We start from the raw sequence: 12,233 nt of genomic DNA, 5'->3' as shown, positions 1-12,233 counted from the left end.
AGCGCCCCCCTCAGCCGGTCGCTCCGGCGCCGGCCAGCCGGGAGCGGCTGCGGCCGTAGAAGGCGTACACCGCCCAGCCGACGGCCAGGAAGACCGCGAACTGGACCCAGGTCGCCCAGCCCGTCCCGTACATCAGATAGAGGCAGAAGCCGACGCCCAGCAGCGGGCTCAGCGGATAGAGCGGCACCCGGAACGAGCCCTTCACCTCCGGGTTGCGGCGGCGCAGCACGATCACCGCGAGGTTCACCGCGACCATGGTGGCCAGTGCGCCGATGGTCGTCAGGTTCACCACCACGTCCAGCGACGAGAAGGCCGCCGGGACCGCGAAGACCGACGCCACGATCCAGGTGTTGGCGACCGGCGTCGCCGTACGCGGGGAGACCCGTTCGAAGACCCTCGGGATCAGTCCGTCCCGCGACATCGACATCAGGATGCGGGTCTGCCCGTACATCACCGCGAGCACGACGGACGCGATCGCGACGACCGCGCCGAAGGCGATGATCCCGCCGCCCACGGTCGAGTCGGTGACCTGGTCGACGACGATCGAGAGCGCCGCCGGCTGGTCGGCCACGGCCTTCGGCCCCAGCGCGCCGATGGCGGCGAGCGCGACCGCGCAGTAGAGCAGGGTGACGAGCCCGATGCAGACCATGATCGCGATCGGGATGTTCCGCCGCGGGTTCCTGACCTCTTCGCCCGCCGTGGTGATGGCGTCGAAGCCGATGTAGGAGAAGAACGCCAGCGACGCACCGGCCGTGACCCCGCCCGCGCCCTGGGCGAAGAACGGCGTGAGGTTGCCGTGCTCGAAGGCCGTGAAGGCGATGACGCAGAACGCGACCAGGATGGTGATCTTGAGGACCGCCATCGCGGCGGTGGCCCCGGCGCTCTCCCGGACGCCGCGCGCCAGCAGGGTCGCGGCCATCATGACCACCAGGACGGCGGGCAGATTGATCACTCCGCCGTCACCGGGTCCGGCCGAGAGGGCGGCCGGGAGCTGCACGCCGAACAGGCTGTCCAGCAGCTCGTTGACGTACTGGCTCCAGCCGACGGCGACCGCGGAGAGCGAGACGCCGTACTCCAGCAGCAGGCACCAGCCGACGAGGAACGCGACGCGTTCGCCGAGGGTCGCGTAGGCGAAGGAGTAGGAGCTGCCGGAGACCGGGATGGCGCTGCCAAGCTCGGCGAAGGAGAACGCGGTGAAGATGCAGGTGATCGCGGCCAGCACGAAGGAGAGCACGACGGCGGGGCCCGCCTCGGCGACTGAGTCGGAGAGGCCGACGAAGATACCGGTCCCGACGACGGCGCCGACACCGAAGCACACCAGCTGGAAGAGCCCCATGGTGCGCTTGAGGCCGTGCCCCTCCAGGTCGGCGCCGGACTCGGCGATCAGCTGGTGGGGGCTCTTGATGCGCGGCCCGGACGGGTGCGGGGGCCTCGGTGGGCGCAGCGGACTCACGGGGATGGTCTCTTCTCTGGTGGAGCATGTGGGGGATGCGCCCGGGACTGTGGGGGCTCCGGTGACGCACAGAAGAAATGGGGTTCGAGCGTGCGAGCTCGAACCCCACCAAGGAGCGACATATTAGTCGCCCTCACGCATGTTCACCCAATCGGGCGCATGTCCATGCAGCGAATCGGGCTTGTGCCCAGCGCGGCGATCAGCCCTGGACCGTCGGCGGCGCCATGGTCGCCACCAGCACGGCCTTGATCGTGTGCATCCGGTTCTCCGCCTCGTCGAAGACGACCGAGTGCGCCGACTCGAAGACCTCGTCGGTGACCTCCAGCTCCGTCATTCCGTAGTCGGCCTCGATCTGCCGCCCGATCCCGGTGCCCAGGTCGTGGTAGGCCGGGAGGCAGTGCAGGAACTTCACGTCGGCGTTGCCGGTGGCGCGGAGCACGTCCATGGTCACGCTGTACGGCGCCAGGGCCTCGATGCGCTCGGCCCACACCTCCTTGGGCTCACCCATGGAGACCCAGACGTCGGTGGCGACGAAGTCGGCACCCTTGACGCCCTCGGCGATGTCCTCGGTGAGGGTGACGGTCGCACCGCTCGCGGCGGCCAGCCGGTGGGCCTCGGCGACGATCCGTTCGGCGGGCCAGTACGCCTTCGGCGCGACGATCCTGACGTCCATGCCCAGCAGGGCGCCGGTGATCAGGTAGGAGTTGCCCATGTTGAACCGGGCGTCGCCGAGGTAGGCGAAGGCGATCTGATCCAGCGGCTTGTCACTGTGCTCGGTCATGGTGAGGACGTCGGCGAGCATCTGGGTGGGGTGCCAGTCGTCGGTGAGCCCGTTGAAGACCGGCACGCCGCCGTGGGCGGCCAGTTCCTCCACGGCCGCCTGGCTGTCACCGCGGTACTCGATGCCGTCGAACATCCGGCCGAGGACGCGGGCCGTGTCCTTCACCGACTCCTTGTGCCCCAGCTGGGAGCCGGAGGGGTCCAGACAGGTCGTGGACGCGCCCTGGTCGGCGGCGGCCACCTCGAAGGCGCAGCGGGTGCGGGTCGAGGTCTTCTCGAAAATCAGCGCGATGTTCTTGCCGCGCAGCCGCTGCTCCTCGGTCCCCGACTTCTTGGCACTCTTGAGCTCGGCCGCGAGCTCGATCAGGCCGCGGAACTCCTCGGCCGTGAAGTCCAGTTCCTTGAGGAAGTGGCGGCCTGTGAGGTCTATGGCCATGGGACAGCTCCTGGGTCGGGCGAGGATCGCACGTACAGTGACTCTGGAAGTCTATACGACACCATGCATCGCTATACGGTGCGGTCGGTTCGCACCTGCGCCCGTCCGCACCCCTACACCGGGTCGCGCACCACCGGACAGCTCATGCAGCGGGGGCCGCCCCGGCCCCGGCCGAGTTCGCTGCCCCGGATCTCGATGACCTCGATGCCCTCCTTGCGCAGAAAGGTGTTGGTGGTGGCGTTGCGCTCGTACGCGACGACGACACCCGGCTCGACGGCCAGCACATTGCAGCCGTCGTCCCACTGCTCACGCTCGGCGGCGTGCACGTCCTGGGTGGCGGTGAGGACCCGGATCGACTCCAGCCCCAGGGCGTGCGCGATCGCCCGGTGCATGTGCTCGGGCGGATGGTCGGTGACCTTCAGGTCCCGGGGCCCCGCGCCGGGCTCGATGGTGTACGAGCGGAGCATGCCCAGGCCGGCGTACTTGGTGAAGGTGTCGCCGTCGACCATCGTCATCACGGTGTCGAGGTGCATGAACGCGCGGCGCTTGGGCATGTCGAGCGCCACGATCGTGTGGGCCGAGCCGGCGTCGAACAGGCCGCGGGCCAACATCTCCACCGCCTGCGGGGTGGTGCGTTCGCTCATCCCGATGAGGACGGCGCCGTGGCCGATGACCAGGACGTCGCCGCCCTCGATGGTGGACGGGTAGTCGTCCTGCCCCTGGGACCAGTGGTGGAAGGCGCCCGCTTCGGGCCCGGTGAACAGGGGGTGGTGGCGGTAGATCGCCTCGAAGTGGACCGTCTCGCGCTGCCGGGCGGGCCAGCGCATCGCGTTGATGGACACCCCGTCGTATATCCAGGCCGAGGTGTCCCGGGTGAAGAGGTGGTTCGGCAGCGGGTCCAGCAGGAAGTCGTCCAGGTCCATGACGTGGAAGCGGACGGAGACCGGCTCGCCGTTCCCCGCCAGGAACTCCCGCTTGGTCATGCCGCCGACGAGTGCGTCGGCCAGCTCCGCACTGGGCAACTCCTCGAAGACGGCCCTCAGATGCTCGGTGGCGAGCGGTCCGTACTCCTTCTCCTCGAAGACCCGGTCCAGCACGAGCCGCCTGGCCACCGGGATGTCCAGCGACTCGCGGAGCAGATCACCGAAGAGGTGCACCTCCACACCGCGGTCGCGCAGCACGTCCGCGAAGCCGTCGTGCTCCTGGCGGGCCCGGCGCACCCAGAGCACGTCGTCGAAGAGGAGCGCGTCCTTGTTGCTGGGGGTGAGCCTCTTCAGTTCCAGATCGGGGCGGTGCAGGATGACGCGGCGCAGCCGCCCGGCCTCGGAGTCGACATGGAATCCCATGCCTCCATCCTCACCGTGTGCGGGCCGGTGAACCCTGCGAATCGCCAGTGGGTTCTGCGTTGATCGCTCCGCACAACCCACCGGCGATCGCTCCGCGGAACCCCCCGACGATCGCTCCGGGGGCTCCCGGCGAACCCCTGCCGGCTTCGCGCCTCGCCTCAGAGCCGTGGGTCGACCGGCTCCGACTCCAGGGCCAGCACCGCGAACACCGCCTCGTGGACCCGCCACAGCGGCTCCCCGTCGGCCAGCCGGTCCAGCGCTTCGAGTCCCAGCGCGTACTCCCTCAGCGCCAGCGACCGCTTGTGCCCGAGGAACCGTCCGCGCAGCCGCTCCAGATTCTCCGGGCGGGTGTACTCGGGGCCGTAGATGATCCGCAGGTACTCCCGCCCGCGCACCTTGATGCCCGGCTGGACCAGCCTGCCCTTGCCGTCCCGGACCAGCGCGGCGAGCGGCTTGACGACCATGCCCTCGCCGCCGCGCCCGGTCATCTCCAGCCACCAGTCGACACCGGCGCGCACCGATGCCTCGTCCCCGGTGTCGACGACGAGCCGGCGGGTGACCTGGAGGAGCCCGGTCGGGTCGTGCTCGACCAGCCGGTCCAGCCAGGCCAGCTGCTCGTCGTGCGGTACGGCCGCCAGCGAGCGGCCCTGCACGGCGAGGATCTGGAACGGCGCGAGCCGTACCCCGTCCAAGCCCTGGGTGGACCAGCAGTACCGGCGGTACGCCTCGGTGAACGCGGCGGCGTCCTCGGCCCGCCCCTGCTGACGTTCCGCGAGCGGACCGACGTCCACCCCTCGGGCGGCCGCCGCCGCGAGGGCCGCGTTGGCCTCCGGGAGGACGGCGCCGGACGCGGCTCCGACGGCGGCGTACTGCGAGCGCAGCAGCCCGGCCGCCTTGAGGGACCAGGGCATCAGCTCGGCGTCGAGGAGCACCCAGTCGGTGCCCCACTCCTCCCAGAGCCCGGCGGCGGTGACGGCGGTGCGCAGCCTGCCGAGGATCACCTCGGTGAGTGCGGCGTCGTCGAGGAACGGGCGTCCGGTACGGGTGTACAGCGCTCCGGTCGGACCGCTCGCTCCACCGGAGGTGCCCCCGGCGCCGAACCGCTCACGGGCGGCGGCCGCGTCCCGGCAGACCAGGGCCACCGCACGCGATCCCATGTGCTTCTCCTCGCACACGACCTTGGCCACGCCGTCCGCCCGGTACTGCTCGAAGGCCTCGGCCGGGTGCTCCAGATAGCCGTCCTCGCGCGAGGTGGCGGTGGGTGCCATGGTCGGCGGGAGGTAACCGAGCAGCTGAGGGTCGACGGCGAACCGGCTCATGACTTCGAGCGCGGCGGCGGCGTTCTCCTCACGGACCGCGATGCGGCCCATGTGCCGGGTCTCGACGATCCGCCGGCCCTGCACATCGGCCAGGTCGAGCGGCCGTCCCTCCCGGCCACCGGGCGCCTCCGTGGCCAGCGGCTTGGCCGGCTCGTACCAGACCCGCTCGGCCGGTACGTCGACGAGTTCGCGCTCCGGCCAGCGCAGCGCGGTCATCTTCCCGCCGAAGACCGCCCCCGTGTCCAGGCAGATGGTGTTGTTGATCCAGGAGGTGTTGGGCACCGGGGTGTGGCCGTAGACCACGGCGGCACTGCCGCGGTACTCCTCCGCCCAGGGGTAGCGCACGGGCAGGCCGAACTCGTCGGTCTCGCCGGTGGTGTCCCCGTACAGGGCGTGCGAGCGGACCCGTCCGGAGGTACGGCCGTGGTACTTCTCGGGCAGACCGGCGTGGCAGACCACGAGCTTGCCGTCGTCGAGCACGTAGTGGCTGACGAGCCCGTCGATGAACTCCCGCACCTGCTCGCGGAAGGCCGGGTCCTTCTCGTCCTCCTTCTCCAACTGCTCGATGGTCTCGGCGAGTCCATGGGTGTGCTGGACGTTGCGGCCCTTGAGGTAACGGCCGAGCTTGTTCTCGTGGTTGCCCGGTACGCACAGGGCGTTGCCCGCCGACACCATGGCCATGACGCGGCGCAGCACTCCGGGGCTGTCGGGGCCGCGGTCCACGAGGTCGCCGACGAAGACCGCCGTACGCCCGTCGGGGTGCGCGCCGTCGACGTAGCCGAGCTTGCCGAGCAGGGACTCCAGCTCGGAGCTGCAACCGTGGATGTCGCCGATGATGTCGAAGGGGCCGGTGAGGTGGCGCAGATCGTTGTAGCGGCGCTCCAGCACCACTTCGGCGAGCTCGGCCTCTTCCTCGGTGCGCAGGATGTGCACCTTGCGGAAGCCCTCGCGCTCCAGGCCCCGCAGCGAACGGCGCAGTTCGCGGCGGTGGCGCTGGATGACGTGGCGCGGCATGTCGGCGCGGTCGGGGCGGGCCGCGTTGCGCGCGATGCAGACCTCTTCGGGCAGGTCGAGGACGATCGCGATGGGCAGCACGTCATGGCTCCTGGCCAGCTGGACCAGCTGCTTGCGGCTCTCGGACTGGACGCTGGTGGCGTCCACGACGGTCAGCCGCCCGGCTGCCAGCCGCTTGCCGACGATGTAATGAAGTACGTCGAAGGCGTCCCGGCTGGCGCTCTGGTCGTTCTCGTCGTCGGCGACCAGGCCGCGGCAGAAGTCCGAGGAGACGATCTGAGTGGGCTTGAAGTGCCTGCGGGCGAAGGTGGACTTGCCGGAGCCGCTGGCCCCGATGAGGACCACGAGGGAGAGGTCGGTCACCGGCAGGGTGCGTGCGGTACTGGTCATGCGGCGTTCGCCTCCTTCTCGGTCCGGGTCCCGCGCCGCTGCGCGGTTCCGTCGACCGCGGTCATCGTGAACACGGCCATCTGTGTGGGCGGTCCCACCTCGGGGTCGTCCGTCCCCACGGGGACGAAGTCCACTCCGTATCCGTGTCGCTCGGCCACTTCCCGGGCCCAGCCGCGAAATTCGGCCCTGGTCCATTCGAACCGGTGGTCGCCGTGGCGCGCCTGCCCGGCGGGCAGGGTCTCCCAGCGGACGTTGTACTCGACGTTCGGCGTCGTCACGAGGACGGTCCGCGGACGGGCCGAACCGAACACGGCGTACTCCAGGGCGGGCAGCCGCGGCAGGTCGAGGTGTTCGATCACCTCGCTGAGCACCGCCGCGTCGTACCCCTTGAGCCGCTTGTCGGTGTAGGTGAGCGAGCCCTGCCGGAGTGTGACCCTGGCTGCCTGCCGCTCTCCCATTCGGTCCAGCTTCAGCCGTCGTGACGCGATGGTGAGAGCACGCATGGAGACATCGACGCCGACGATCTCGGTGAAGGCCACGTCCTTGAGGAGTGCCTGCACCAACTGGCCCTGGCCGCAGCCCAGGTCGAGGACCCGGCTCGCGCCGGCGGTCCGCAACGCTTCGAGGACGGCGGCGCGCCGCTGCTCGGCGAGCGGGACCGGCTTCTCCTCGGTGTCGGTCGTCTCGTCCACCGCGTTGTCGATGCTCTCGACTTCGAGGTCGTCCGACTCCGCGAGCCGCACCAGTTCCAGCTGCTGCATCGCCTGCCGGGTCAGCCCCCAGCGCCGGGACAGATAGCGGCTGGTGATCAGCTTCTGCTCGGGGTGGGCGGCGAGCCAGCCCTCGCCCGCCCGCAGCAGCTTGTCCACCTCGTCCGGTGCGACCCAGTAGTGCTTGGCGTCGTCCAGCACCGGCAGCAGCACGTACAGCTGACGCAAGGCGTCCGCCAGCCGCAGCTCGCCTTCGAGCACCAGGCGAACGTACCGGGAGTCCCCCCACTCCGGGAACTGCTCGTCCAGCGGTACGGCCACGGCTTCCACGCTCGTCCAGCCGAGGGGTCCGAAGAGCTTGCGCACCAGCTCCGCACCACCGCGGGCCGGCAGTGCGGGCACCTCGATCCGCAGCGGCATCGGCGCCTGCGCGCGCTCGGGCAGTGCGCGGCACACACCGTTCAGCGCGGACTTGAAGACCGCGCTCATGGCGACGGACAGCAGCGAGGACGCCGCGTACGGGCGGTCGTTGACGTACTGCGCGAGCGCCGCGTCGGGGGCGCCGCCCCGGCCCTTGCCCTTGCCGCGGCGCACCAGCGCCACGGGATCCACTTCCAGCAGGAGCGCCGCGGTGCAGCGTTCGGCGGATGCCTCGGGGTAGAAGACATGCGCGGTGCCGTGGGAGGTGGAGAACGTCTGTGCCTTCTCGGGATGCTTGTGCAGCAGAAAGCCGAGGTCGGTCGCTGGACGTTCCGGGTTGCCGGTCGTACTGATTGTCAGGAACACACGTCCGATTATGGTCCGCTCCACTTGCCCCCCACCAAGTATTTTCGCGTGTCCCGGGCATCTGCCCGGCCGGCGTTCCGGGCCGACCGCGCGGCGCGGCGCCCTGCCGGTCCGCTTCCACTCCCGCGCCCGCTCACGTCGGCCCGTCGGCCCCTGCGGCGCCGAGCAGCCCGGCCAGTTCCGCGATGGTGTCCGGGCCGACCCGACAGCAGCCGCCGATCAGCCGGGCTCCGTCGTCCTGCCAGGCCCTTGCTCCGCCCGGGTCGAACGTGGCGGCGCCGGCCCATTCCCGGGCCCCCGCGTCCCACCCCTCACCGCTGTTCGGGTAGACGACGACCGGCTTACCGGTCACCTCGGCGGCCACCCGCACCGCCCGGTCCGCATCAGCCGGATCGCAGCAGTTCACCCCCACGGCCATCACCTCGTCGTGCCCCCGGACCAGACCGAAGGCCGTCTCCAGCGACTGGCCCGCCCTGGTCCGGTCACCCGCCACGCTGTACGAGAGCCAGACCGGCAGCCCGCACCCCTCGACCGCCCGCAGCAACGCCTCGGCCTCGTCGACGTCCGGCACCGTCTCCAGCGCCAGCGCATCGGGGCCGGCGGCGGCCAGCGCCTCGATCCGGGGCCGGTGGAAGCGCTCCAGCTCCCGGCCGGTGAGCCCGTACCGGCCCCGGTACTCGCTGCCGTCCGCCAGCATCGCCCCGTACGGGCCGACCGAAGCGGCGACCCAGACATCCCGCTCCACCGCATCGGCGGCCCGCCGCGCCAGCCGGACGCTCAGGGCGAACAGCTCCGCCGCCTCCGCCCGTCCGATCCCCCGCCGCGCGAACCCCTCGAAGCTCGCCTGGTATCCGGCCGTGATGAGCACCTGCGCCCCCGCCCGCACATAGGCGGTGTGGGCCGCCTGGATCTGGTCGGGCCCGTCGGTCAGCAGCCGGGCCGACCACAGGGCGTCGGACAGATCGCAGCCCTGCGCCTCCAGTTGGTTGGACAGCCCCCCGTCGAGCAGGACCGGCCCTGCCGCGAGGGCCCTGCCGAGCGTACGGGTGGGGGGGTGCACAGTGACTCCTTCCTCGTTGGTCCTCAGCCGAGCTGGGACTGGACCCGGTCGGAGATCAGCTCCAGGTGATCCAGGTCGTCCAGGTCCAGGACCTGGAGGTAGATCCGGGACGAGCCGATCGCACCGTACCGGCCGATCTTGTCGACCACCTCGGCGGGCGAGCCGGCGAGCCCGTTCGCCTTCAGCTCCGCCACCTCACGCCCGATGACGGAGGCGCGGCGCGCCACCTCGGCGTCGTTCCTGCCGACGCAGACCACCAGAGCGTTGGAGTACACCAGGTCGTCCGGTTCGCGGCCGGCCGTCCTGGCCGCCTCCCTGACCCGGCCGAACTGCTTCTCGCTGTCCTCCAGCGACGCGAAGGGGATATTGAACTCGTCCGCGTAGCGGGCGGCCAGTCGCGGTGTACGCGTCGCACCGTGACCGCCGATCAGCACCGGCACCTTGGTCTGCGCCGGCTTGGGCAGCGCGGGCGAATCGGTGAGCTGGTAGTAGGTGCCGTCGAAGCTGAACGTCTTGCCGGTCTCCGTCGCCCACAGCCCGGTGACAATCTCCAGCTGCTCCTCCAGCCTGCCGAACTTCTCCTTGGGGAACGGAATCCCGTAGGCCTTGTGCTCTTCCTCGAACCAGCCCGCGCCGAGGCCGAGTTCGACGCGCCCGCCGGACATCTGGTCGACCTGCGCGACCTGGATGGCGAGCACGCCGGGGAGCCGGAAGGTCCCCGCTGTCATCAGCGTGCCGAGCCGGATCCGCTTGGTCTCACGCGCCAGCCCGGCCAGGGTGATCCACGCGTCGGTCGGGCCGGGCAGCCCGTCCCCCGGGCCCATGCGGAGGTAGTGGTCGGAGCGGTAGAAGGCGTCGAAGCCGAGGTCCTCGGTCGCTTTGGCGACGGTGAGCAGGGTGTCGTAGCTCGCCCCTTGCTGGGGCTCGGTGAAGATTCGAAGATCCATGCATCCATCCTGCACCTCCGGACACCCCTCGCCCGCCTCCCGCGGCCTGACCGCCCGGTCACTCCCGGAGCCCCGCGCGACCGCGGCAGGCCGCGCCCGTACCTGCCGGTCCACCGACGCCGCCGACCGCGCCGTACGAGCCGTCCGCACCGCACGGGCCATGCGCACCGTACGCGCCATACGCTCCGTACGGGCCGTCCCGCCCCCGGCCGCGCTCCAGGTCCTGCTGCCGTTCCCTGTCGTGCTCGTCGAGGCGCCGGAGCATTCCGTGCACCCGGTCCATCGACTCGTCGGCCGCGTCGATCGCTTCCATGCACTGCCAGTACAGCCCCTGCTCATCGGTCTCGCAGGCGACCCCGACCAGGGCCATTCCCACCTCCCCGAGCAATGCGCCCAGCCCCGTCAGCGTCGCCCGGGGTTCGGCGAGCTCGGAGAGCTGCGCGGCCCGCGCCACCCCGGCCCGCGCCGCCGGATGGTCCAGCGATCCGCTGCTCCGCCCCCCGATCTCGCTCAGCCCGCGCGCCTCGCCCCGTAACTCCTTGGGCCCGTCGGCAGCCAGGCGGCTGCCGATGGCCTGGGCCAGCGCCTGCGCCTGCCATGCCTCCGCGATGATGTCCGGCGTTCCCCTGCTCTGAGCCAGAGCACGCCGGCTGACTCCCACAAGCCGTTCCGCTTCCATGCGTTCCCCCGTCCGTACGAAAAGCCGCTCACCTCATCCATTACCCACAGTGAGGTCACCGGTACCGAAAAGCCAGAGGATTCGGAAATCTGTGGACACAAAATCGATTGTGGACAAGTTGATCACTCCGAAGAGTGACGATCGCCGGATTCTGTGGACTCCTGGCGCTCCGGCGCCGGGAATCGGGTCTCGTTCCGGTCGATCTTCTCCGACAGGGCCGTGAGCGCGTCGATCCCCAGCACGTCGCAGAACTGCAGCAGATAGGCGAGGACATCCGCGACCTCGTCCGCCACCCGGTGCGCGGTCGCGGGCCGCTCCATCACCCGCGCGGACTCCTCCGGCGTCAGCCACTGGAAGATCTCGACCAGTTCGGCCGCCTCGACGCTCAGCGCCGACGCCAGGTTCTTCGGGGTGTGGTACTGCTCCCAGCCCCGCGCTGCCGCGAATACGGCGAGCCGTCGCTGAAGGTCCCGTACATCGAGTTCCGACACAGCTCGCGGCTCGCCCTGCATACTTTCCCCTCTCCTCATGCCCCTGGGCCGCCGTGGGGCCGTGATCGCTCTTCGGGTCGTCCTCGAACGCGCTGTTGCCGGCCTCCCGCGTGCGCTTCTCACCGCTCGGCATCAGGTGAGTGTAGGTCCGTCAGCGCGAAGCCGGGATCGTGGCGCCCCGCAGGCACTCCAACAGAACCTCGGTGCTCTCCCCGCGTTCAGCAGCACGGACTTCTCGGTATGCCCGACATGGTTGATCCACGACGAGCGGGTCAGGGTGGAGTGCAGCTGGAACCGGGGGTGTGCGAGCGGCCACCTGTGCACGAACGGTGCCTCGCGGGCGGAGAGGTTGTCGCGGATCACGTGGAACGCCAGGCCGGGCCAGGATCGGCCTGGCGGGGTCGATCCCGTCGAGGAAGTCACGGAAGTCCCACGGCAGGGTGCTGGGCGGGCAGCTTGGTGATCACCTCGCCCGTCGCGGTGTTCAGCGCGGCGAACAGATCGCCGGTGCCAAGGCGCCCACGCTGGAGAACTTCGACGCCCCTGTCTACTTCCCCAACGGCAACGGCGCGGAGATCCCGGAAGTCATGCAGTTCCGGGTGACCGAAAAACTGTCCGACACGGACCGGACCACACCACCCGCGACACTCGCGCTGCCGCCGGTCACGCGGATCCGGCAAACGCCGGAAACGCCCCGTCGGCAATTCGTCCTTGATGCGCCCGTGGACGATCGTCGACCATGACGGGCACCACGGCCATGACGGCCACCACGGCCACGGCAGCGGTGGCGGCGACCACGAGAGCGGTGGCGGCGGCCACTGA

Annotated in this window: 10 protein-coding genes; 1 reads left to right on the top strand and 9 read right to left on the bottom strand. The window is 70.5% G+C overall.

The features are described from left to right. Nucleotides 1-10 precede the first annotated feature (10 nt). The 9 genes from ACIRJP_RS12055 to ACIRJP_RS12015 all read right to left on the bottom strand — a co-directional run bounded on the left by ACIRJP_RS12055 (nt 11) and on the right by ACIRJP_RS12015 (nt 11,432). A complete protein-coding gene (locus ACIRJP_RS12055) occupies nt 11-1,453 on the bottom strand; it encodes an amino acid permease (protein ID WP_376307770.1) in 1,443 nt (480 codons plus the stop codon). A gap of 199 nt (nt 1,454-1,652) precedes the next feature. Beyond that, nucleotides 1,653-2,669, bottom strand: a complete 1,017-nt coding sequence (gene argF, locus ACIRJP_RS12050; RefSeq protein WP_404171617.1) for an ornithine carbamoyltransferase — start codon at nt 2,667-2,669, stop codon at nt 1,653-1,655. Nucleotides 2,670-2,782: 113 nt separating this feature from the next. Continuing rightward, nucleotides 2,783-4,015, bottom strand: coding sequence for an arginine deiminase (locus ACIRJP_RS12045; RefSeq protein ID WP_404171614.1), 1,233 nt, complete (start codon nt 4,013-4,015; stop codon nt 2,783-2,785). A 158-nt stretch (nt 4,016-4,173) separates the two neighbouring features. Further along, complete coding sequence (locus tag ACIRJP_RS12040) at nt 4,174-6,738, bottom strand: polynucleotide kinase-phosphatase (RefSeq protein ID WP_404171611.1); 2,565 nt, start codon at nt 6,736-6,738, stop codon at nt 4,174-4,176. After that, complete coding sequence (locus ACIRJP_RS12035) at nt 6,735-8,234, bottom strand: 3' terminal RNA ribose 2'-O-methyltransferase Hen1 (protein ID WP_404171608.1); 1,500 nt, start codon at nt 8,232-8,234, stop codon at nt 6,735-6,737. The genes ACIRJP_RS12040 and ACIRJP_RS12035 overlap by 4 nt, the downstream gene beginning before the upstream one ends. A 133-nt stretch (nt 8,235-8,367) precedes the next feature. Then, nucleotides 8,368-9,294, bottom strand: a complete 927-nt coding sequence (gene mmuM / locus ACIRJP_RS12030; RefSeq protein ID WP_404171605.1) for a homocysteine S-methyltransferase — start codon at nt 9,292-9,294, stop codon at nt 8,368-8,370. Between the two features lie 23 nt (nt 9,295-9,317). After that, the gene (locus tag ACIRJP_RS12025) at nt 9,318-10,241 is read right to left on the bottom strand and encodes an LLM class F420-dependent oxidoreductase (protein ID WP_404171602.1); all 924 of its coding nucleotides are present in this window, start codon (nt 10,239-10,241) and stop codon (nt 9,318-9,320) included. Nucleotides 10,242-10,299: 58 nt separating this feature from the next. Continuing rightward, nucleotides 10,300-10,920: a DUF6099 family protein gene (locus tag ACIRJP_RS12020; RefSeq protein ID WP_404171599.1), complete on the bottom strand. Its 621-nt coding sequence runs from the start codon at nt 10,918-10,920 to the stop codon at nt 10,300-10,302. Between the two features lie 122 nt (nt 10,921-11,042). After that, entirely contained in the window at nt 11,043-11,432 is a 390-nt protein-coding gene (locus tag ACIRJP_RS12015; RefSeq protein WP_404171596.1) for a nucleotide pyrophosphohydrolase, read from the bottom strand. A gap of 419 nt (nt 11,433-11,851) precedes the next feature. Between ACIRJP_RS12015 and ACIRJP_RS12010 the strand changes: the two genes are divergently transcribed. Continuing rightward, nucleotides 11,852-12,154, top strand: a complete 303-nt coding sequence (locus tag ACIRJP_RS12010; protein ID WP_404171593.1) for a hypothetical protein — start codon at nt 11,852-11,854, stop codon at nt 12,152-12,154. Nucleotides 12,155-12,233: the final 79 nt, after the last annotated feature.

The sequence above is a fragment of the Streptomyces sp. NPDC102437 genome (genome assembly GCF_044765565.1).
Lineage (GTDB): Bacteria > Actinomycetota > Actinomycetes > Streptomycetales > Streptomycetaceae > Streptomyces.
The sequence above is the reverse complement of the archived record's forward strand: the minus strand, read 5'-3'. Positions and strand labels throughout refer to the sequence as shown.